The following is a 21,297-nucleotide window of genomic DNA, read 5'->3' on the forward strand; positions in this document are numbered from 1 at the left end:
CGCGTCGCGACCCCGTCCGCGTCGGCGACGCCGCCCCTGCGGAGGTCTTGTGGAGGTCCCCGCAGGCTGATCAACTGCGGCAAGGCGTGGGGTAGCGTCGCCGCGCCGCGGGGAGAGGAGGCGGGACCTTGCGCGAGACCACCGTCCCACCGGTCGTCACGGGCTCACCCGTCGGCGGACTGGCCGACGTCGTGTTCGAGTACGCCCGCCAGGACCCCCACCGGGTCGTACTCGGCCGCAAGGCGGCCGGTGTCTGGCAGGACGTGACCTCCGCGGAACTGGCGGCCGAGGTGCTGGCCCTCGCCAAGGGGCTGCTGGCCCAGGGGGTGCGGTTCGGCGACCGGGTCGCCCTCATGTCCCGTACCCGGTACGAGTGGACCCTCTTCGACTTCGCCCTGTGGGCGGTCGGCGCCCAGCCCGTGCCCGTGTACCCGAGCTCCTCCGCCGAGCAGGTCCACTGGATCCTGGAGGACTCGGCCTGCGTGGGCTGCGTCGTCGAGGACGAGGACCAGGCGATGACCGTCGGTTCGGTCATCGACCGGCTCCCCGGCCTGCGCCGGCTGTGGCAGCTCGACACCGGGGCGGTGGACGGGCTCGTCGCCGACGGGCGGGGCGTCTCGGAGGGCGTGGTGCACCGGCACCGGAGCGCGGTGACGCCCGACGCCGTCGCCACCGTCATCTACACCTCCGGGACCACGGGCCGGCCCAAGGGGTGCGTGCTCACCCACGCCAACTTCATGTTCGAGGCCGACACGATGGTCAGCCGCTGGGAGTCCGTCTTCCGGGCCGGGCCGGGCGAGCAGCCGTCCACGCTGCTGTTCCTGCCGCTGGCCCACGTCTTCGGGCGGATGGTGGAGGTCGCCGCCGTACGGTCGCGGGTCAAGCTCGGTCACCAGCCGGTGCTGGCGGCAGCCGAACTGCTCCCGGATCTGGCCGCGTTCCGGCCGACCTTCGTGCTCGGGGTGCCGTACGTCTTCGAGAAGGTCTTCGCGGCGGCCCGCCGCACGGCGGAGGCGCAGGGGCGTACGGGCCCCTTCGACCGGGCCGTGGAGACGGCCGTTCGGTACGCGCAGGCCCGCGAGGCGAAGGCGTTCGGCACCGGGCCGGGGCCTTCGGCGGGGCTGCGGATGGAGCACCGGCTCTTCGAGCGGCTGGTGTACGGCAAGGTCCGCGAGGCGATGGGCGGCCGGGTGCGGCACGCGATGTCGGGCGGGTCGGCCATGTCGCGCCGGCTCGGGCTGTTCTATGACGGCGCCGGGATCACGGTGTTCGAGGGGTACGGCCTGACCGAGTCCTGCGCGGCGGCCACCGCGAACCCGCCGGGTGCGACGAAGTACGGGACGGTGGGGCCGCCGATCCCCGGCACCTCGGTGCACATCGCGGCGGACGGGGAGGTATGGCTGCACGGCGGCCACGTCTTCGCCGGATACCTCAACGACCCCCGGGCCACGGATGAGGTCCTGCGCGGCGGATGGCTGGCGACCGGGGACCTCGGGCGCCTGGACGAGGACGGCTACCTCACCATCACCGGGCGCAAGAAGGAGATCCTGGTGACCTCGAACGGCAAGAGCGTCCAGCCGACCGCGCTGGAGGAGCGGGTGCGCTCGCATCCGCTGGTGTCGCAGTGCGTGCTGGTGGGCAACGACCGGCCCTACATCGCGGCCCTGCTGACCCTGGACGCCGAGGGCATCGCGCACTGGCTGTCGATGCGCGGCCTGGCGCAGCGGCCGTCGGCGGAGCTGGTGCAGGACCCGGAGCTGACCGCCGAGGTCCGCCGGGCGGTGGTGGCGGCCAACACCCTGGTCTCGCAGGCGGAGGCGATCCGCGCCTTCCGGGTGCTGCCGGGCCAGTTCTCGGAGGAGCGCGGCCTGCTGACCCCGTCCCTGAAGCTGAAGCGGCGGGCGATCGAGGAGGCGTACGCGAGCGAGGTCGCCGCCCTCTACCAGCAGTGACCGCGGTCCGGGGCGACACCCCGCACATCTGACGAAGCACCACTTGGCCGCGTCCAGCAATTTTGACGATGCGTCAGACGCGCTACACCATGCGGAGATTCCGACCGGAGGCTGCGCGGTGCTGCTGGTCTGTGCACGCGGGTGGTGGTACTGGACCTCGGGAGGGTGCTGGCCGAGGGCACGGCGGCCGAAGTGCGGGCGGACCCGGCGGTGCGGCACGCGTACCTCGGGACTCCGTGACCCCGTGACCCCGCGACCCCCGACCCCGTGACCCCGTGGCTCCGTGACCGCATGACCTCGTGGCCCCGTGGGGCTGAGGCCCCGCCGGGTGGGGAGCAGAGCCCCCCGGGGGCGGGAATAGCTCGTCCGGGGGGCCGGTTGTCGCCCCTCATACGACGTACACCGACGCGAGGGAACGACGAGACGTGAACCAGGTCCCCACCATCAAGCTCAACAACGGCACGCTCATGCCCCAGCTCGGCTACGGCGTCTGGCAGGTGCCGGACGCCGAGGCGGAGCAGGCCGTCTCGACGGCGCTGGAGGCGGGCTACCGCAGCATCGACACGGCGTCCGTCTACGGCAACGAGGCCGGCACCGGCAAGGCCGTCACCGGCTCCGGTGTGGCGCGCGGGGACCTGTTCGTCACCACCAAGCTGTGGAACGCCCCCTCGCAGACGTGGGACCGGGACGCGGTGCTCCGCGCGTTCGACGACTCGCTCGGCAGGCTGGGCCTGGACTACGTGGACCTGTACCTCATCCACTGGCCGCGCCCGATGCGCGAGGACTTCCTGTCCATCTGGAAGACCTTCGAGGAGATCGCGGAGAGCGGCCGCGCCAAGGCGGTCGGCGTGTCCAACTTCCGCCCCGTGGACCTGGAGCGCCTCGCCGAGTCGAGCGGGCTGGTCCCGGCCGTCAACCAGATCGAGCTGCACCCGCTCTTCCCGCAGACCGAGCTGCGCGCCCTGCACGCCGAGCGCGGGATCGTCACCGAGGCCTGGTCCCCGCTGGGCCAGGGCAAGGAGCTGCTGACGCTCGCGGCCGTGGCCGACATCGCCGCGAAGCACGACCGCTCGCCCGCACAGGTGGTGCTGCGCTGGCACCTCCAGCACGGGAACGTCGTGATCCCGAAGTCCATCACCCCCGCGCGCATCCGGGAGAACCTGGACGTCTTCGGCTTCGAGCTGGACGCCGCCGACGTCGCGGCGCTGGACGCCCTGGGCGCGGGCGCGGCGGGCCGCCGGATCGGGCCGGACCCGGCCGTCTTCGACGTCTGAGGGGCGGGGGGTCAGCGCGCGTGAACGCCGTCGAGGGGACCTACCGGGTGCGCAACGCCGGCAGCGGGCTCCTGCTCCAGGTGGAGAGCGGCAACCGGGTGGTGGTGGCGGCCGAGGGGCCGGTCCCGGACGCCGTGCGGTGGGAGATCTCGCCCGTCCACTCCGGGGGCGGGCTCTACCACCTGGTCAGCGTGCACAACGGCAGGCGGCTGGACGTGGCCAACGCCTCGACGGAGAGCGGTGCCCGCGTCCAGGTGTGGCGGGCGAACGCCTTCGGGGCGCAGGAGTGGATCGTCGAGGAGCACCTCGACGATCCGGGGGTGGTCTCCCTCATCGCCGCGATCAGCGGTCTGCCGCTGGAGGCGGACGCCGAGGGCCGGGCCCGCCAGTGCGAGGACACCGACGCGCCGGCGCAGTGGTGGCGTCTGGAACCGGTCCGGACGTAGCGCCCGGGACGTCCGTCCCGGGACGGCCCGGGGTGTCCGGCCCGGGGTGTCCCGCGCGATGCGCGGGCCCCGGCCGGGCCGGGCCGTCAGGCGTCGCGTACGAAGCTCCGTACGCGGTACTGCGGCTCCCCGCGGGGTGTCTCGGGGGCCGGCAGCCGCTCCAGCTGGGCGGCCAGCTCGTGCGCGGTGGTGCCGCGGGGAGCGACCCGGGAGGCGTACCGCCCCGCCAGCAGCGCGGCCGCCGTCGCGCGCGGGCTGCGGCCCTGGCCGTGCCCCGTGAAGCGGGCCGTGCCCGCGGGGCGCAGGCCCGCCCGCGCGGCGTACCGCGCCACCCGGCCGGTGGAGTCCGCCGGCGCGGACGTCAGGTGCGGCGCGAGGACGGTGTCGATGTCGCTGCCGACGTCGTGCGCGGCGTCCTTGTCCACGGTCGTGACGAAGACCCCGCCGGGGCGCAGCACCCGGGCGGCCTCGGCGACCACGGCCCCCACCGCGCCCGGATCGCGCAGCAGGTGCAGCAGCCACACCGCGCTCACCGCGTCGAGCGATCCGGACGGGACGGGCAGCCGGGTCGCGGAGGCGAGGACCACCGGGACACCGCGGCGCGCCGCCGCGGCGGCCATGCCGTACGAGGCGTCCGCGCCCAGGACGCGCAGCCCGGGCCGGGCCAGCCGGGCGGTGACGATGCCCGTGCCGCATCCGAGGTCGAGGAGGGTGCGGGCGTGGGCCGGGAGGAGGCCCAGGACCGCCGCGGCGGCCGCCTCCGCCCGCGGGGCGCCGCCACGGGTGGCGTCGTAGGCCTCGGCCTCGGCGTCGTAGTCGAGCAGCGGTCGTGCCGCGGGGGGCTGTGGGGCCATCAGGCCGCGCCGTGGGCCGGGGCGAGGGACTCGACGCGTTCCGCGAGCGCGAAATCTGTTTCGGTGACGGCGCCGCCGGCGTCGTGGCTGTTGACCGACAGGCGGACGCTGTCGTAGCCGAGCGTCACGTCCGCGTGGTGGTTCAACTCGTCCTGGACGGCGGCGATGTGCGCGACCAGGGCGCTCGCCGCGACGTGCGTGCCCAGCCGGTAGGTGCGGGAGATGCGGTCGTCCGCGAAGGACCACCCCGGGAGTTCCCGCAAGCGGTCCTCGATCTCCTTCTGCGACAGCGGCTCACTCGGCATCGGTCTGCTCCTTGTCCCCGTGGCGTGGGGTCAAGGTTCCCACAGGGTGGGCCGCGGCGAGCCGTAGTGCACGCGGGTTCCGGCGTGCCGGGGCCGCCGCGGCCGCTCGGCTACCGTCGGAGCATGACGACGAGTGTGGGTGCGCTGCTGCGCACGTGGCGGAAGCGGCGGGGGATCAGCCAGCTGGAGCTGGCGGGCCGCGCCGACTCCTCGTCCCGGCACATCAGCTTCGTGGAGAACGGACGGTCGCGGCCGAGCGAGGAGATGGTGCTGCGGCTCGCGGACCACCTCGACGTCCCGGTGCGCGACCGCAACGCCCTTCTGGTGGCGGCCGGTTACGCACCGCGGTACGCGCACACCCCGCTCGACGCCCCCGCGATGGATGCGCTGCGGGAGGGACTGGAGCGGCTGCTGACCGGCTACGAGCCGTATCCGGCGCTGGTGGTCGACGGCACCTACACGGTGGTGGCGGCCAACCGGGGCATCGCGATGCTGCTGGAGGGCCTGCCGGAGCACCTGCTGACGCCGCCGCTGAACGCCGTGCGGATCACCTTGCACCCGGAGGGTCTCGCCCCGCGGATCCACAACTTCGCGCAGTGGCGCGGCCATGTGCTGGCCCAGATGGAGCGGCAGCTCGCCCTGAGCCGGTCGGAGCCGTTGCGCGCGCTGTACGAGGAGGTCTCGGCGTATCCGGTGCGGGAGCGTCCGGGCGGCGCGGAGCCGCGCCGGTCCGTCCCGTACGTCGCCCTGCCCCTGGTGATCGAACACGAGGGCCGGCTGCTGTCCTTCGTGTCGTCCGTCTCGACCTTCAACACCCCGATGGACGTGACCGTCGCCGAGCTCGCCATCGAAACCATGCTCCCGGCGGACCCGGCGACGGCGAAGTACCTGCGCTCACTCGCGGACTGACGCGGCGCAACAGTGCCTGCGGTCCGGAGGTGCGGGCGATGCTGCCTGCGACCTGCGACCTGCGGCGGGCTGCGTTCGGGGCGGGTGACCACGGCGTCGGGCCGCGGTGTAGAAAGAGATCTCCTACGACCGGTCCGGTCTGGAAAGCACGCACCATCCCCGGGGGGAAACCGACCATGCGCACCCGTGTGCTCCGCAGAGCACTCGCCACCCTGCTCACCGCCTCCGCCATGACCGTCCTGGTCCCGGGGGCGGCGTCCGCCGCCGATCCCGGCCAGTGCATGACCAGCGCGGGAGGCCGCACCTCGGACCTGCGGCCCGGCGACCGCCTCGCCTCGGGCGCGAGCCTGGTTCCGACGCCCGGCAAGCCCGAGCTGGTCATGCAGCCCGACGGGAACCTCGTCGTGTACGCCGTCGGCAACCCCGGCGGCCCCAAGCTCCCGCTGTGGCAGAGCGGCACGTACGGCAATCCGGGCGCCTACGCCCTCATGCAGGAGGACGGCAACTTCGTCATCTACAAGAAGGACGGCGGACCGCAGACCGGCGGCGGCATCTGGCACACGGCGACCTACGGCGACCGGGACAACGGCTACGTCAGCGCCTCGCTCAGGGACGACGGCACCTTCATGGTGAGCGGCCGCAGTGCGGTGGACCGCTACTGGAGCACCGACACCAACGAGCGGCACGTCAGGGTGTGCTCGACCGACATGGCCTGGATGCGGGGCTACTGGGCCCAGTCCGCCACCGTGTGGCTGGTGTTCCAGAAGGACAACAACCTCGTCATGTACCGCAAGAGCGACGGCAAGGCGATCTGGGGCAGCGGCACCTACGGCAGCCGGAACGTCCTGGAACTGGAGCTCGGGGACGGCGGCGACCTGGCCCTGCGCGAGCTCTGGCAGAACCGCACGGTCCGCTGGCACACCGGCACGGCCGGCAACAGCGGCGCCTACGCCCTGCTCCAGGACGACGGCAACTTCGTCGTCTACAAGAAGACCGGCGGCCCCGGCAAGGGCGGCGCCCTCTGGGCCAGCGGCACCTACAACAAGGTCTGATACCGGTCCGCGGAGCGGATGCCGCTGGGGCGGGGTGCGACGCGCACCCCGCCCCAGCGGCGTAGGTCGCGCACCGGTCCCCGCTTCCCGGGCCGCCGACCGTACGAGATCCCACTGTGCCGCGGTGGGGCCCGCGAAGCCTGCGGTTTCCGGCAGTCCGGGCCCGGCGCAGAGGTGCGCGGGCACCCGGTCCGCACCCGCCCCTCCCGAGCCGGGGGGCAGACAACGTGATGGTTTCCCTGGTTCGGCAGGGGGCGGGAAGCTAGGCTTCACGCAGCTCAGAATGCTCGAACGCCCAGTCGACACATGGAGAATCAGCCGGTGCGAGCCGCCGCCCGACCCGAGGACCTCGCCGCCCTCCGGGCTCGCGTCGAGCGGTTGTCGCGGCAGCTCGGGCCGGATCCGGCCGGGCTGCCGGGCCCGGCAGCCCAGCCGTGCGTGGAACGGCCCCACCGCCTCGACGCGCCCGGTGCGCCGCTCGGCCGGCCCGACACGGCTCCCGGACTGTCCCACGCGGCGGGCGTACAGCGCCCCTTCGGGGGGTGCGCCGTCTTCCCGCCGGCGGACGGGGCCGAGGCGGCGGCCGGCGGCCTCACGCTGACCGCACGCGAACTGCGCGCCGCCGAAGGGCCGGAGGCCGATCCGATGGCGGCCGTGTCGCGGGCGCACGGCTTACGGCGTGTTGCCACCGGCGCCGGACGGCTCTCCGCCCGGAGCGGCACGTCGCTCGCCGACCGCGTGGACGACCTGCCGGTGCGTGAGGGGCGGCCGGGCCGTACGGTCACGGGAGGGCGGTCGGCGGCCGCGAGCCGGACCGCCGAGGGGGAGGCCGCATGAGGACCACACGGGCGATGCGCGGGCTCGGCTCCGGCCCGCTCGCGGGCCCGCGGCCGACACCGTCCACCGACACCGCGGGCGCTGCCGTCACCGTCGCCCTCGCCCACGCCGTTCCTGTCGCCGTCACCGTCGCCCTCGCCGTCGGGGCCCGGTGCGTGGCCTACGGACGTCGCCGCGGCAGCGGCCGGACCGTTGCCCTCCGCTGCGGCGCCCTGCCGCCCGGGACCGTCGGCGGACCGTGGCCGGACAGGGACCGGTGCGGCCTCGCCGCCAGCGGGGAGCACACCCGTTCCGACGGCCCGTCGGCCATCGGCGGCCACGAGCCGCGGCACGTGGACGAGGGGACCCGCGGTGGGCCCGGTACGGGCCCGGGGACCGCCGGGCGGCCGGCCGGGCGCCGCGCCCCGGGCGAGCCGCCGCCCTCGCGGTCCGGACGGGGCCCGGCCGTCCGGCCGGCCGCCGCCCGGACCGGCAGGGGGGACCCGGCGGAGCTCCGGACCGATGCCCTCGGGCGGTACGTCGGCAAGGTCCTCGAGCCGTATCGGCCTCCACCGCCGGGGGAGCGGTTTCCCGAGGCGATCGAGCACGTCAGCACCTCGCCGGGCCGGGGGCTCTGAGGGCCACCCCGGAGCTCCCCGCAACGCGAGCCCCGGGTCCCGGGTCCGCAGCCGCGACCCTCCCGCCCCCGAACCCGGGCTGCGGAGCCTCCGGGCCCGGGAGCCCCGGGCTCCGGGCCCCGGCACACTCCGGAACCAGATCGCCGGCTCCTCCGCCCCCGCCGCACGCACCCGCCCCCGCCCCCGCCGCACCCTTCGCGCCGATGCCTCCGCACGGCCCTGACAGAGAGCACCACACGATGACCCAGTCTTCTCCGCCTCGCCACGCCGTCGTCATCGGCGGCAGCCTGTCCGGGCTCCTCGCGGCCGCCGTGCTCGCCGAGCACGCCACGGTCACCGTCATCGACGCCGACCCTCTCCCGGACGGCCCGGCCCCGCGCCGCGGCCTCCCGCAGGCCAAGCACACCCACCTGCTCTGGTCGGGCGGGGCGCGGGCCATCGAGCAGATACTGCCGGGCATCACCGACGACTGGACGGCTGCGGGCGCGCTCCGCCGCCGCCTGCCCACCGACCTGGTCACCAAGACCGCCCAGGGGTGGATCCCGCGCTGCGGGGAGAAGCAGTTCAACATCTCCTGCAGCCGCGACCTCCTCGACGCGGTGGTCCGCAGCCGGGTGACCGCCCTGGAGGGCGTCACCACCCTCGAACGCAGCCGGGTCCGGGCCCTGGAGGGCACGGCGCAGCGGGTGGTCGGCGTCCGGGTCGACACCCCCGGCCAAGCCGGTCTGCTGATCACCGCCGACCTCGTGGTCGACGCCAGCGGGCGCGGTTCACGGGCCCGCCACTGGCTCCGGGAGCTGGGCGTGAGCGGAATCCGGCAGGCCGAGGTCGACTCGGGCCTCGTGTACGCCACCCGGATCTTCGAGGCGCCCGCCGGGGCCCACGCGATGGGCTTCCCCATCGTCAACGTGCAGTCCGACCCGCGCGTGCCCGTACCGGGCCGGACCGCCACCATCGTGCCCATCGAGAACGGCCGGTGGCAGGCCACCCTGTCCGGCACCCGCGGCGGCGAGCCGACCGGCGACCCCGAGGCGTTCATCCCGTTCGCCAAGAGCGTCCGCGACCCGATCGTCGGCGAGCTCCTGGAGGGCAAGGAGCCCCTCACCGACGTCGCCGTCACCCAGGGCACCGCGAACCGCCGGGTGTACTTCGAGAAGGCCGACCTGCCGGACGGGTTCTTCGCCGTCGGAGACTCGGTGGCCACCTTCAACCCGCTGTACGGGCAGGGCATGACGGTCGCCGCACAGGGCGCGCTGGCCGTGCGCACCCTGCTGCGCGCCAAGGGCCCGGCCCACCCCGGCTTCGGCCGGGAGGCGCAGCGGGCCATCGCCCCGCAGGTGGGCATCGCCTGGGAGCTCGCCACCTCGCAGGACATCCTCTACCCGGGGGCCACCGGCGTACGGCCCCGCGCCGGGACGGGGCCGCTCAACGCGTACGTCAGCCGGCTGATGACGGGGGCGACCACCGACGAGGCCCTCACCGCCGCCCTCTTCGACGTCCTCACCATGAACGACGCGCCCACCCGCTGGCTCCGTCCGTCCGTGGTCTGGCACGTGCTGCGGGCGTCGGACGGGGGCGCGCTCCAGGCTCCTCCGCTGACCGCCGCCGAGCGCAGCGTCGCGGGGCTCGACCAGGGGACCGGTCCGGTCCGGTCCGCCGACCGGACCCGGTGACGGAGGAGCTCCCGCCGGGATGCGGAACGCCCCGGGATGCGGGGCCCGGGGCGTTCCGGTGAAGGGAGGGAGGACGGGGAGGGGAAGGGCCGGGGAAGGGCGGGGAAGGGGTCAGAGGTCCGCGAGGTCCAGTCCGGCCTGGGCGGCTGCGGCGTGCACCGTCTGCTCCAGCAGCACGGCGATGGTCATCGGGCCGACTCCGCCGGGCACCGGGGTGATCAGGGAGGCGCGGGCGGCGGCCGACTCGAAGTGGACGTCGCCGACGTTGCCCTCGTTGTAGCCGGCGTCCAGCACGACGGCGCCCGGCTTGATGTCCTCGCCCCGGATGAACTCGGCCTTGCCGACCGCGGCGACCAGGACGTCCGCCTGGCGCACGATCGACGGCAGGTCCACGGTGCGGGAGTGGCAGTAGGTGACGGTGGCGTTCTGCTCCAGCAGCAGCATGCCAGCCGGCTTGCCGAGGATCGCGCTGCGGCCGACGACGACGGCGTGCTTGCCGGTCAGGTCCACGTCGTAGGCCTCCAGCAGGCGCATGATGCCGCCGGGGGTGCAGGAGACGAAGCCCGGCAGTCCGAAGCCCATGGCGGCGAAGGAGTGCATGGTGACCCCGTCGACGTCCTTGCCCGGGGCGATGGCCTCGAAGGCGGCCCGCTCGTCGATGTGGTGCGGGACGGGGTGCTGGAGCAGGATGCCGCTGATCTCCGGGTCCTCGGAGAGCTCCGTGAGGGCGGCCACCAGTTCCCCGGTGGTGGTCGCGGCCGGCAGCTCCACGTGGCGGGAGGTGATCCCGGCCTTGGCGCAGCGGTTCTGCTTCATGCGTACGTAGGTCACCGACGCGGGGTCCTCGCCGACCAGCACGGTCGCGAGGCAGGGCGCGGTGCCGGTGCGCTCGGTGATGCGGGCCGCGAGGTCGGCGGTGCGCTCCGAGATGCGGCGGGCGAGGGCGGTGCCGTCCATGAGCCGGGCTCGGGCGGTGTCGGGGGCAGTCTGGGCAGTCGTCACGGGGTCTCCTGAACGTCGCTGCGGGATCGCGGTTCGCCCAGGCGCGCGGCAGTCGGCGTACCGTGGTACACCGGGCCGCTCCCCGGTGGTGATCCACCCGAACGCCAGTCACGGCCCGGCGCCCATTGTAGTCGACTGCCCGGTGGATGGTCCGTGTCCGACCTGCGACGATCGAGACATGACGCGCACTTTCGACCATCTCGTGGCCGAGGCCGAGTCCGTCTCGGTCGACGGCTGGGACTTCTCCTGGCTCGACGGCAGGGCCACCGAGCAGCGGCCCACCTGGGGCTACCAGCGGCTGCTGGGCGAGCGGCTGGCCCGGGTCGGGTCGGTCCTGGACATCCAGACCGGCGGCGGCGAGGTGCTGGCCGGGGCCGGTCCGCTGCCGCCGCTGACGGCCGCCACCGAGTCCTGGCCGCCGAACGTCGACAAGGCGACCCGGCTGCTGCACCCGCTGGGCGCGGTGGTGGTCGCGGACACCGACGAGCCGCCGCTGCCCTTCGGCGACGAGGCCTTCGAGCTGGTCGCCAGCCGGCACCCGGTGACCGTCTGGTGGGAGGAGATCGCCCGGGTCCTGCGGCCCGGCGGCACCTACCTCTCCCAGCAGGTCGGGCCGGCGAGCGTCTTCGAGCTCGTCGAGTACTTCCTCGGGCCCCAGCCGGAGCGGGTCCGGCGCGGCCGGCACCCCGACGACGCGGTCGCCGCGGCGACGGAGGCGGGCCTCGAAATCGTCGATCTGCGCTCCGAACGACTGCGGACGGAGTTCCACGACATCGGAGCCGTGATCTACTTTCTCCGGAAGGTGATCTGGATGGTGCCCGGCTTCACGGTCGGGCAGTACCGGGACCGGCTGCGCGAGCTGCACGAACAGATCGAACGCGAAGGCCCCTTCGTCGCACACACCGCCCGATTCCTCGTGGAAGCCCGCAAAACGGGCTGACGAAGAGGGTGGACGGAACCACGCCGGATCGGTTGCGCGGCCACAGCGTGGCGCAGGTCACTCAATTCAGCGCGTAACGAATCGACTCGGGCATGCGATGAACCGACAGGTGTCCTCGCGCGGCCCCGGAATACAGACCCCCCTCGGGTCTGTTTCCCGAGTTCGCGCGATGATGTCCCGCCCACCCCATATCTGTTCGCAACGAGAGGCTCCTTGTGTCGCTCAGCCCGTCCCGTACGTTCCCTCCGGAGATCGCCGAATCGGAGGCCCTGGTCGCGCTCGTCGAGCGCGGCCGCGAGCAGGGTCACATCAACGGTGACGATGTGCGCCAGGCCTTCGAGGCCGGCCGCATCCCGGTGGACCAGTGGAAGCGGGTCCTGCGCAGCCTGAACCAGGTCCTGGACGAGGAGGGTGTCGCCCTCCACGTCAGCGCCGCCCCCGCCACCAAGGCCGCCGCGAAGAAGCCCCGCAAGGCGGCGGCCGCCCCGGCCCGCGCCGTCGCCAAGAAGGCGGCGGCAGCGCCGCGTCCCATCGGCGCGCGCAAGGCCTCGGTCGGCGCGGCCACGGCAGCCGCTGCGGCGATATCCGCCGCGTCGGCCGCCGCCCCCGAGGACGAGGTGACGGCGGAGGCCGGTGCCGAGCCGAAGAAGCGCACGGTCAAGAAGACCGCCGCCAAGAAGACGGCCGTGAAGAAGACGGCCGCCGCGAAGAAGGCCGGCGCCAAGGATGCCGACGAGGGCGAGACCCCCGCGGTCGGCGAGGACTGGGCGGCCGAGGACCTCGTCGACGACGCCGAGGAGGAGACCCCCAAGCCCGGCGGCACCCAGGGCTTCGTCCTGTCCGACGACGACGAGGACGACGCCCCGGCGCAGACGGTCATGGTGGCCGGCGCCACCGCCGACCCGGTCAAGGACTACCTCAAGCTCATCGGCAAGGTGCCGCTCCTCAACGCCGAGCAGGAGGTCGAGCTCGCCAAGCGCATCGAGGCGGGCCTGTTCTCCGAGTACAAGCTCGAAGAGGAGGAGGACCACAAGCCCGCCTTCAAGCGCGAGCTGGAGATCCTGGTCGAGGACGGCCGCCGGGCGAAGAACCACCTGCTGGAGGCCAACCTCCGCCTCGTGGTCTCCCTCGCCAAGCGCTACACCGGCCGCGGCATGCTCTTCCTGGACCTGATCCAGGAGGGCAACGTCGGCCTGATCCGCGCGGTCGAGAAGTTCGACTACACCAAGGGCTTCAAGTTCTCCACGTACGCGACCTGGTGGATCCGGCAGGCGATCACGCGTGCCATGGCCGACCAGTCGCGCACGATCCGCATCCCCGTGCACATGGTCGAGATCATCAACAAGCTCGCCCGCGTGCAGCGCCAGATGCTCCAGGACCTGGGCCGCGAGCCCACCCCGGAGGAGCTGGGCAAGGAGCTCGACATGACCCCGGAGAAGGTCATCGAGGTCCAGAAGTACGGCCGCGAGCCCATCTCCCTGCACACCCCCCTGGGCGAGGAGGGCGACAGCGAGTTCGGCGACCTCATCGAGGACTCCGAGGCGGTCGTCCCCGCGGACGCGGTCTCCTTCACCTTCCTCCAGGAGCAGCTCCAGTCGATCCTGGGCACGCTCTCCGAGCGCGAGGCGGGCGTGGTGTCCATGCGCTACGGCCTCAACGACGGCCAGCCGAAGACCCTGGACGAGATCGGCCGCGTGTACGGGGTCACCCGTGAGCGCATCCGCCAGATCGAGTCGAAGACCATGTCGAAGCTGCGCCACCCGTCCCGTTCGCAGGTGCTGCGCGACTACCTCGACTGAGCCGCCGGGCCGGTCGCAGGACGGGTCCCGGGCGTGAACGGCAGGAAGGCACCCTGCGGAACCGGCACGGCGTACCCGCCCCGGATCCGCAGGGTGTCGCACATCACCGGCGCCGGGGCCGCGGCCCCGCGCCCCGGCGGACGGTCCGCGGCGTACGGAGCCGCGTCGGGCCGGGGGGCTCAGGCCGCCCCGGCGCCCCGCACGTCCGGCAGCGGGCCCACCGGGACCTGGGGCCCGTCGGCCTCCCGCACCCAGCGGCGCAGCACCTCGTGGACCGCCTCCGCCCCCGCCGGCTCCGGGCCCGGATCGGACAGCTCCGTCGGCCACATGAGGAACGGGCGCCCCTGCTCCCCGCCGAGGCCGCCGTGCGAGCCGATCTGCTCCTCGAAGGCGTGTACGGTCCCGGTCGCCGGGTCGTAGGCCGAGTTCACCATCACGTCGGCCACGTGCGGGAAGCCGTCGGTGCGCCGGACGGCCTCGGCCGCGCCGGGGCCGAAGGCCGCCAGGAGCCCTTCCGCCTCGCCGGGCACGTCGAGGCGGGCCACCGCCCCGCCGGGGCCCAGTACCTCCCCGTCCACCAGCAGGAAGCCGACGCCCGGGTGGTTCGCGAGCGTCGCCAGCAGGGCCGGGTGCGTCCGCTCGATCCGCTCCCGGTCGGCGCGGCCGGGAAGGTCCGGGAAGGAGACCAGCCCGAGGTTCCCGGAGGCCAGCACCACCGGGTCGGGGCCCCTCCCCGGGTGGGCCTCCCCGCCCTCCTCCACCGGCCGGCGGAGGGCGGCGAGGACCGCGGCCCGCGCCTCCGCTCCGCTGCGGGTGCGGCCGGCCCGGCGGGAGACCGGCAGCCCGCAGCCCGCCCGGACCAGGTCCTCGAGGGTGAGCCCGTACCGGCTGAGGAAGGTCTCCCCCGGGCTCTGGCCGTGGTCGGAGAGCAGCACGGTCCGGTACGGGCGGGGCGCGTGCTCGGCGACCCGGCCGAGCAGCGCGATGCTGCGGTCCAGCCGGGACAGCACCCGGTCGGTGTCCCGGCCGCGGGGGCCCGAGTGGTGGGCCACCTCGTCGTAGGCGACCAGGTCCGCGTAGACCGAGGCGCGGCCGGCGAGCATGTCGCCGATCACGGCGGCCACCACGACGTCCCGCTCGACCACCGTCGCGAACGCCCGGATCAGCGGGTAGAGGCCGCCCCGTCCGACCCGGGGCTCCTCCTTGCGCAGCCGCGCCCGCACCGACTGGCCGATCTCGCGGCCCACCTCGGCGACGAAGGACAGCGCGGTGCGGACCGCGTTGGCCGGGTCGGAGAAGTACGCGAAGTAGCCCGCGCGGGAGCGGTTGGCGCGGCCGCGCCGGGCGGAGACGGACAGGACGAGCGCCAGCTGGTCGGCGCCGCCGCTGAACAGGTTGCCGCGGCTGGCCCCGTCCAGGGTGAGCAGACCGCCGTCGCCGGTGCGCTCGACGGCCCGCCGCTGGAGCTCGGCGGCGCTGGTGGGCCGGTTGCAGACCATCACCTCACCGGTCTCCTTCTCGTACCAGCGGAAGGCGGGCACGTCGAAGGTGGAGCCGTGCAGGATGCCGAGCTGGCTGGCGCCGGTCTGGCTGGACCAGTCGGTGCGCCAGGGCGCGGCCCGGTGGCTGCCGTCCAGCAGCCCGGCCACCGTCGGCATCAGCCCGTCGGCCACCGCCCGGCGCAGCGCCTCGTAGCCGACTCCGTCGAGCTGGAGGAAGAGCAGCCCGGGGGCGGCCCCGCCCGCTCCGGGCCCGCCGGAGCGGCGCTGTCCGCGGCGGCGCCGGTCGGCGAGCCGGTAGAGCCGCCGCCGGTACGCCTCGTCGTCGCGGACCGCGAGCGCGGTGGAGGTGGCGGAGGCCACGGCGGACATCACGGCGGCCACCACCACGGCGGTGTCGGGGGCCGCTTCGCCCCGTCCGGCCGGGATGAGGCTGAGCGCGATCAGCAGCAGCGAGCCGTTGAGGAAGAAGACCAGCAGCCCGAGCACGAGCGCGGGCACCAGCAGCAGGGCGCGTACGAGCACGGGCCAGACCAGCGCGCTCAGCAGGCCGAAGGCGCCGGCGCCCCACGCGGCGGTCAGGCCGATCCGCGTGATGCTGTCGCCGCCGCCCGCTCCGCCGCCGCCGGACTGGAGGCGGAAGTCCGGGAGGATTCCCGCCAGGGCCAGCATCGTCAGCGCGGACACCGCCCACACGAGGACCACCCGTACCAGGGCGGCGCCCGCGGCCCGCCACCGTCCTCGCAACACGCCGTACCCGCCTCACCGTCCCGGCCGCCCGCTTCGGAGCCGCACGGCCAGGCTCGCACAGGCGGGCCCGTCCGGCCGGTCGGCGCGGACGGCGCCCGCGGGCGGGAAAGCCCCGCTCAGGTGCCGTCGTACCCCGCCGTCGGCATCGACAACCGGCGGTGCACCTCGGCCTTCATCGCGGAGGTGTAGGCGGGCTCCTCGAGGTCCGCGGTCTCCAGCCGCACCCCGCGCCGCTCGCACTCGGCGGTGAACTCCTCGACCGAGCGCAACGCGCGCCCGAGCACACGGCGGTTGGCGGCGACGAACAGGTCGACCTGCCCGGAGTCGATGCCCGACCAGAGCCCGCAGTGGTCCGAGCGCTGCCCGTAGACGAGCAGGTGCCTCGTGACGACGTAGCCCCGGTCCGCGGCCCAGCGGGCGCACATGGCCTGCTGGCTGCGGGTGTCCACGGCGAAGGGATCGGCGTCCAGGTCCTCGAGCGGGGTCAGGCTGGCGACAGCGGCCACGCGCAGCTCTTCCATGGCGCCCGACCCTACTCGGATCCGGCTCCGGGGAGGAGGGGAGGCGGTCATCCGGTTCCCGACGGATCGGCGGGGCACCCTCCCGTGGGGGGCCCGGCGGCCCCGCCCCGGCCCGCCGCGGGCCCGGGCGGATCGGCGGGCAGGCGCTTAGGCTCGGCGGACGCGAGGGAGGGAGGACCGGGTGCCGGTGGAGATCACCTGGTGGGGGCATGCCACGTGCACGGTGGAGGACTCCGGGGTCAGGCTGCTGACGGACCCGCTGTTCGCCCGGCGCCTCGCGCACCTGAGGCGGCGGCGCGGGGCGCTTCCGCCTCCCGAGGCGGCGCTCGCGGATGTCGTGCTGGTGTCGCACCTGCACGCCGACCACCTCCACCTGCCGTCGCTGGGGCTGCTCGCGCCCGGGACGCGGCTGCTGGTGCCGCGGGGCACGGGCCGGGCGGTGCCGGGGCTGGCGCGGCTCGCCGGGCTGCGGGGGCTGACGGTGGCGGAGGTGGCGCCGGGCGACGAGGTCCGCGTACGGGCGGATGTGCGGGTGCGGGTGGTCAGCGCCCGGCACGACGGGCGCCGGCTGCCGTTCGGGCCGCAGTCGTCGCCCGCGCTCGGCTACGTGGTGGAGGGCGGGGCGCGAACGTACTTCGCCGGTGACACCGGGCTGTTCGACACGATGGCCGAGGAGGTCGGGCCGGTGGACGTGGCCCTGCTGCCGGTCGGCGGCTGGGGCCCCTGCCTGGGTCCGGGACACCTGGACGCGGGACGGGCCGCGCGGGCGCTGGCCGACCTGGCCCCGGCCGCGGCGATCCCGGTGCACTACGGGACGTATTGGCCGATCGGGATGGACGCGGTGCGGCCCCACGAGTTCCACGCGCCCGGTGAGGAGTTCGTACGGGCCGCCGCGCGGGTCGCGCCTGAGGTGGCCGTCCGGGCCCCCGCGCACGGTGAGCCGGTGCGGCTGCCGTGACCTGGTGCGATCTCGCGGCGGCGGCGGGGCAGGTGCCGCCGGGGGGCGCAGGGCGGGCGCTGGGATATCCGGCGCTGTTCGTCCTGGTGGCACTGGGCGCGCTGGTACCGGTGATCCCGACGGGGGCGCTGGTGAGCACGGCGGCCGTGGTGGCCTTCCACCAGGACTCGCCTGCCGTCGGGGTGTCGGCGGTGTTCGGGGTCGCCGCGGTCGCGGCCTTCACCGGGGACATCGCGCTGTACTGGCTCGGTCGGCGCGGGGTGCACTCCAGGAACGGATCGCGCGGGCTGGAACGGCTGCGCCGGCGGGCCGCGCCCGAACGGCTGGAGCAGGCGCAGACGAAGCTGGACGAGCACGGGGTACTGGTGCTGGTGGTGTCGCGGCTGCTCCCGGCGGGCCGCATCCCGGTGATGCTGGCCTGTTTGCTGGCGGAGCTTCCGCTGCGCCGCTTCGCCCGCGGTGACGGGCCGGCCTGCCTCGCCTGGGCGGCGACGTACGGCTTGATCGGCATCCTGGGCGGCTCGCTCTTCGCGGAGCCGTGGAAGGGCGTGGCGGTGGCGGTCGCACTGACCCTGCTGATCAGCCTGGGGCCGGTGCTCCTGCGGCGGATCAGGCCCGGCCGGGCCGCAACCGGCTGACCCCGGCGCGCCCTCCGGCGACCCCCGGGAACAGGACCCCCGGGAACAGCGGCTCGGTGTCGTCCGCGTACGCCTGCGTAAGTGGGCTGGACCTCAAGTGCGGTTCGGTTCCTACAGTGTTGTCCAGCAGGTGATCTTGAGCAGCGAACGGAGCGCATCCACCATGGACTACTCGCACAACGACGCCGAACTGATCCGCCAGCCCATCGGCTACTGGAGCTGGGCCGCCTACGACGCGGTCGTGAGCCGCACCCGGGGGGCGCTGGCCGGCATCGGCACCACCCAGCCGCAGTGGTGGATCCTCCACCAGGTCTCCGGGGGCGGGGCGGCCAAGACCCGAGAAGAGGTGACCGGGACCCTCCGGGGCTACCTCGCGGTGGGCGGCGAGGCGCTGGAGGAGGAGTTCGACACGGCGATAGCCCGCGGGTGGATCACCCAGGACGCCGGCCACCGCCTGGAACTGACCGCGGAGGGGCGGGAGTTCTACGACCGGGCGGCCGCCCTGCAGAGGGAGCTGTGGCAGGAGCGGCACGCGGGCGTCTCGGACGAGGAGTACCTGACCACGCTGAAGGTGCTCCAGCGGTTCATCCACAACACCGGCGGCCGGGCCTGGCACCACTGATCCGTCCCTGCCGGCTCCTGTCGGCTCCTGCCGGGAGGCGTGTCCCGCCGATCGGGCCGCGCGCGCGGAGCCCGGCCGGCGCGGCGGGCGGTAGCGAGCGGTGCCCGTCAGGGGCCGAGCACCCGGGAGCCCCCGATCGGCAGGTCCCATAGGTCCTCGCGGGGCAGCCCGGCCAGGTCCCAGGCGGCACGGGCCCGGTGCAGGGGCTCCATGACCGGTTCGGCGGACAGCACGAAGGTGGCCCAGTGCATCGGGGCCATCCGCCGGGCACCGAGGTCCAGGCAGGCCCGTACGGCCTCCTCCGGGTCGGCGTGGACGTCGCCGAGCCACCAGCGCGGGGCGTAGGCGCCGATCGGCAGGAGCGCGAGGTCGATGCCCGGGTGGCGGCGGCCGATCTCGCCGAACCAGTGGCCGTACCCGGTGTCGCCCGCGAAGTAGAGCGTGCGCGGGGCCGGACTGAGGGTGTCGGTGAGGATCCAGCCGCCCCACAGGGAGCGGCAGGTGTCGATGAGGGACCGCTTCGACCAGTGGTGGGCCGGGACGAACTCGAAGCGCACGCCGTCCAGTTCGGCCGACTCCCACCAGTCCAGGTCGGTGACCGCCGTGAAGCCGCGGCGGCGGAACCAGCCGGCGAGTCCGGCCGGGACGAACAGCGGCGTGTCGCGCGGAAGCCGCCGGAGGGTGGGCGCGTCGAGGTGGTCGTAGTGGTTGTGGCTGATCACCACGGCGTCCACGCGCGGCAGGTCCTCCCAGCGCACGCCGACGGGCGTCATCCGGGCCGGGGTGCCCAGGATGCGCCGGGACCAGACGGGGTCGGTCAGCACCGTCAGCCCGCCGGTGCGCAGCACCCAGCTGGCGTGCCCCGCCCAGGTGACGGACACCGCGCCGGGGACCACCGCGGGCAGGGGCCCCGGCTCGTACGGCAGGTCGGGGATCGCGCGCAGGCCCTCGGGGCCCGGCCGGAAGGCCCCCTCGCGGGCGAGCCGCGCGAACGCCCGCACGCCGGGCAGCGGGGTGGTGAGCCGGTCCGCGAAGGAGCGGGGCCAGCGCCGGTGCGCCCCCAGCGGGCGCGCGGCGGCGGGACCGGGCGGGGCCGCCGGGGGCGCGGCGGCGGGACCCCGCGGGGCGGCCCCCCGGCCGCCGGGGGGACGCGCGGGCACCGCGGAGGCGGAGGCGGGGGGCGGGGCGGCGCCCGGGGTGTCCGTCGCGTCCCTCATCGATCCGTCCGATCCCTCATCGAGAAGTCTCCGTATCCGTTCGCCGGGTCAGGTCGGCCGGGAGTCGCGGGGGGCCCGGCGGCGCGGCGGCGGCCCGCGGCGTCAGGCGAGCCCGCCGAGGACCGATCCGAGGTGGTCCAGGGAGCGCCGTACGTGGGGCAGCCCGAGGGGGTCGGGGGCGGTGAGCGCGGCCAGCCGCTCCTGCGGGGTGGCGCCCAGCAGCGGGCCGGTCGAGAGCCGCACCCGCAGCGGGTCCGGTTCGTCCGCGAACCGCTGACCGCCCGGCGTGGGCGCGCCGAGCCGGCCGCCGAGCCAGTCCTCCAGCTCCATGGCGTCGCCGACGCCCTGCCGGGCCAGTCCGGAGCGCAGCGGGGTCAGGTCGGCGTAGAGGTGCCGTCCCGCCTGCGGGGGCCGGGCCAGCGCTCCGACGGCGAGCAGTTCCCGGTGCGCGGCGGCGGCGACGGCGCCGTGCAGGGCGGCGGCCGCGCGGGCGCGCCCGGCGACCGCGTCCGGCTCGTCGAGGGCGTGCGCCGCGGCTGCGGCGACGGGGCCGGCGACCAAGGCGCCGGTGGCGGTGAGGACGTCGAGGGTACGGGCGCGCAGCCACGTCCCGCGCGGGGTGCCGGGGAAGCGGATCACGGCGGCCGGCCACCCCGCGGGCAGCAGCGCCCCGGCCAGGTCGACGAGGACGGCCGCCCCGTCGGGGAGCATCTCCGCGGGGCTCAGCACCAGGGTCTCCTGCGGCCGGTGGACGGTGTCGCGCCAGCTCTCGTCGCTGACGACGAACAGGCCCGCGGACTCGGCCGCCTCGCAGGCCTCGCGCAGCGTCTCCGGCGGCGGCACCGTCGCCGTGGGGTCGTCGGCGACCGACAGCAGCAGCACGCGCGGGTCCCCGCCCTCGGCGCGCACCCGCCGTACGGTCTCCAGCAGCGCGTACGGGTCCGGCACGCCGCCGCACTCGGCGGGAGTGGGCACGTGGTACGCCCGCCGTCCCAGCAGCCGGACCTGGGGCGTCCACCAGGCGGGACAGGGCCGGGGCAGCATCACGTCGCCCCCGAAGGCGCCGAGCAGGGCGAGCAGCAGCGCGGGGGCCCCGGGTCCGGCGGCCACGTTCCGCGGGTCGGCCGCGAGGCCCCGCCGCGCCCAGTACCGGCAGGCGGCCTCCCGTACGGCCGCGCCGCCGCCGGGGGGTTCGGGCGCCGACCGCCCGGCTGCCGCGGCGAGGACGGAGACCAGCTCGGGCAGCACCGGCAGGCCCGGCTGGGGGGCGGGCGGGCCGTACCGGACCGGACCGCGCCCCTCCGCCACCGTGCGCTGCATCCCCGCCACCGCGTCCCGCCTTCCGCGTCCGTCCCGCGCCGCTCACCGACCCTGCCTTTATACGATTATTTGGAGCGGTATGCCCGTTGTCGCGGAACGCCCCGCCCGCCCG

The 21,297-nt window shown here is 75.1% G+C and carries 21 protein-coding genes and 1 riboswitch; of the genes, 14 read left to right on the top strand and 7 right to left on the bottom strand.

Annotation, left to right across the window (positions count from 1 at the left end; all coding sequences use genetic code 11):
- Nucleotides 1-128 precede the first annotated feature (128 nt).
- From ACFWU6_RS05240 to ACFWU6_RS05255, 4 genes are all read left to right on the top strand, one after another.
- Nucleotides 129-1,952, top strand: a complete 1,824-nt coding sequence (locus tag ACFWU6_RS05240; protein ID WP_383978616.1) for an AMP-dependent synthetase/ligase — start codon at nt 129-131, stop codon at nt 1,950-1,952.
- Nucleotides 1,953-2,117: 165 nt separating this feature from the next.
- A complete protein-coding gene (locus ACFWU6_RS05245; protein WP_383978722.1) occupies nt 2,118-2,192 on the top strand; it encodes a hypothetical protein in 75 nt (24 codons plus the stop codon).
- Between the two features lie 185 nt (nt 2,193-2,377).
- A complete protein-coding gene (locus tag ACFWU6_RS05250; RefSeq protein ID WP_383812674.1) occupies nt 2,378-3,226 on the top strand; it encodes an aldo/keto reductase in 849 nt (282 codons plus the stop codon).
- A gap of 20 nt (nt 3,227-3,246) precedes the next feature.
- Entirely contained in the window at nt 3,247-3,672 is a 426-nt protein-coding gene (locus tag ACFWU6_RS05255; protein WP_383978619.1) for an RICIN domain-containing protein, read from the top strand.
- Between the two features lie 86 nt (nt 3,673-3,758).
- Here the strand turns inward: ACFWU6_RS05255 and ACFWU6_RS05260 are convergent, their stop codons facing one another.
- Both ACFWU6_RS05260 and ACFWU6_RS05265 read right to left on the bottom strand, forming a co-directional pair.
- On the bottom strand, nt 3,759-4,496 hold the full coding sequence (locus tag ACFWU6_RS05260) for a class I SAM-dependent methyltransferase (protein ID WP_383812686.1): 738 nt from the start codon (nt 4,494-4,496) through the stop codon (nt 3,759-3,761).
- A 29-nt stretch (nt 4,497-4,525) separates the two neighbouring features.
- Complete coding sequence (locus ACFWU6_RS05265; RefSeq protein WP_383978622.1) at nt 4,526-4,831, bottom strand: 4a-hydroxytetrahydrobiopterin dehydratase; 306 nt, start codon at nt 4,829-4,831, stop codon at nt 4,526-4,528.
- Between the two features lie 123 nt (nt 4,832-4,954).
- On the opposite strand from ACFWU6_RS05265, the gene ACFWU6_RS05270 reads away from it, so the two are divergent.
- From ACFWU6_RS05270 to ACFWU6_RS05290, 5 genes are all read left to right on the top strand, one after another.
- The gene (locus tag ACFWU6_RS05270) at nt 4,955-5,740 is read left to right on the top strand and encodes a helix-turn-helix domain-containing protein (RefSeq protein WP_383978625.1); all 786 of its coding nucleotides are present in this window, start codon (nt 4,955-4,957) and stop codon (nt 5,738-5,740) included.
- 176 nt (nt 5,741-5,916) lie between these two features.
- Entirely contained in the window at nt 5,917-6,792 is an 876-nt protein-coding gene (locus ACFWU6_RS05275) for a hypothetical protein (protein ID WP_383978628.1), read from the top strand.
- A 306-nt stretch (nt 6,793-7,098) separates the two neighbouring features.
- The gene (locus ACFWU6_RS05280) at nt 7,099-7,629 is read left to right on the top strand and encodes a hypothetical protein (RefSeq protein WP_383978631.1); all 531 of its coding nucleotides are present in this window, start codon (nt 7,099-7,101) and stop codon (nt 7,627-7,629) included.
- Nucleotides 7,626-8,246 (top strand): hypothetical protein, encoded by a 621-nt coding sequence (locus tag ACFWU6_RS05285; protein WP_383978633.1) that lies wholly within the window; start codon nt 7,626-7,628, stop codon nt 8,244-8,246. The genes ACFWU6_RS05280 and ACFWU6_RS05285 overlap by 4 nt, the downstream gene beginning before the upstream one ends.
- Nucleotides 8,247-8,485: 239 nt before the next feature.
- Nucleotides 8,486-9,919, top strand: a complete 1,434-nt coding sequence (locus tag ACFWU6_RS05290) for an NAD(P)/FAD-dependent oxidoreductase (RefSeq protein WP_383812523.1) — start codon at nt 8,486-8,488, stop codon at nt 9,917-9,919.
- A gap of 111 nt (nt 9,920-10,030) precedes the next feature.
- Here the strand turns inward: ACFWU6_RS05290 and ACFWU6_RS05295 are convergent, their stop codons facing one another.
- A complete protein-coding gene (locus tag ACFWU6_RS05295) occupies nt 10,031-10,876 on the bottom strand; it encodes a bifunctional 5,10-methylenetetrahydrofolate dehydrogenase/5,10-methenyltetrahydrofolate cyclohydrolase (protein ID WP_383978725.1) in 846 nt (281 codons plus the stop codon).
- A 73-nt stretch (nt 10,877-10,949) separates the two neighbouring features.
- Nucleotides 10,950-11,043, bottom strand: a riboswitch (ZMP/ZTP riboswitch).
- 56 nt (nt 11,044-11,099) lie between these two features.
- On the opposite strand from ACFWU6_RS05295, the gene ACFWU6_RS05300 reads away from it, so the two are divergent.
- Together ACFWU6_RS05300 and ACFWU6_RS05305 are read left to right on the top strand one after the other, a co-directional pair.
- A complete protein-coding gene (locus ACFWU6_RS05300; RefSeq protein WP_383812525.1) occupies nt 11,100-11,861 on the top strand; it encodes a methyltransferase domain-containing protein in 762 nt (253 codons plus the stop codon).
- A 215-nt stretch (nt 11,862-12,076) separates the two neighbouring features.
- Nucleotides 12,077-13,660, top strand: coding sequence for an RNA polymerase sigma factor (locus tag ACFWU6_RS05305; protein WP_383812527.1), 1,584 nt, complete (start codon nt 12,077-12,079; stop codon nt 13,658-13,660).
- A gap of 179 nt (nt 13,661-13,839) precedes the next feature.
- Here ACFWU6_RS05305 and ACFWU6_RS05310 read toward each other — a convergent pair whose 3' ends face one another.
- Both ACFWU6_RS05310 and ACFWU6_RS05315 read right to left on the bottom strand, forming a co-directional pair.
- Nucleotides 13,840-15,909 (bottom strand): phage holin family protein, encoded by a 2,070-nt coding sequence (locus tag ACFWU6_RS05310; protein ID WP_383812529.1) that lies wholly within the window; start codon nt 15,907-15,909, stop codon nt 13,840-13,842.
- Between the two features lie 116 nt (nt 15,910-16,025).
- On the bottom strand, nt 16,026-16,430 hold the full coding sequence (locus ACFWU6_RS05315) for a hypothetical protein (RefSeq protein WP_383812531.1): 405 nt from the start codon (nt 16,428-16,430) through the stop codon (nt 16,026-16,028).
- Nucleotides 16,431-16,611: 181 nt separating this feature from the next.
- On the opposite strand from ACFWU6_RS05315, the gene ACFWU6_RS05320 reads away from it, so the two are divergent.
- The 3 genes from ACFWU6_RS05320 to ACFWU6_RS05330 all read left to right on the top strand — a co-directional run bounded on the left by ACFWU6_RS05320 (nt 16,612) and on the right by ACFWU6_RS05330 (nt 18,648).
- The gene (locus ACFWU6_RS05320; protein ID WP_383812533.1) at nt 16,612-17,388 is read left to right on the top strand and encodes an MBL fold metallo-hydrolase; all 777 of its coding nucleotides are present in this window, start codon (nt 16,612-16,614) and stop codon (nt 17,386-17,388) included.
- Entirely contained in the window at nt 17,385-18,026 is a 642-nt protein-coding gene (locus ACFWU6_RS05325; protein WP_383812535.1) for a DedA family protein, read from the top strand. The genes ACFWU6_RS05320 and ACFWU6_RS05325 overlap by 4 nt, the downstream gene beginning before the upstream one ends.
- A gap of 163 nt (nt 18,027-18,189) precedes the next feature.
- Nucleotides 18,190-18,648: a MarR family winged helix-turn-helix transcriptional regulator gene (locus ACFWU6_RS05330; RefSeq protein WP_383812541.1), complete on the top strand. Its 459-nt coding sequence runs from the start codon at nt 18,190-18,192 to the stop codon at nt 18,646-18,648.
- A gap of 107 nt (nt 18,649-18,755) precedes the next feature.
- Here ACFWU6_RS05330 and ACFWU6_RS05335 read toward each other — a convergent pair whose 3' ends face one another.
- Entirely contained in the window at nt 18,756-19,865 is a 1,110-nt protein-coding gene (locus ACFWU6_RS05335) for an MBL fold metallo-hydrolase (protein ID WP_383978636.1), read from the bottom strand.
- 102 nt (nt 19,866-19,967) lie between these two features.
- Nucleotides 19,968-21,185 carry an aminotransferase class I/II-fold pyridoxal phosphate-dependent enzyme gene (locus ACFWU6_RS05340; RefSeq protein ID WP_383811954.1) on the bottom strand — a complete coding sequence of 406 codons (1,218 nt, stop codon included), beginning with the start codon at nt 21,183-21,185 and terminating at the stop codon, nt 19,968-19,970.
- Nucleotides 21,186-21,297 lie beyond the last annotated feature (112 nt).

It is taken from the genome of Streptomyces sp. NPDC058674, from assembly GCF_042716505.1.
GTDB lineage: Bacteria > Actinomycetota > Actinomycetes > Streptomycetales > Streptomycetaceae > Streptomyces.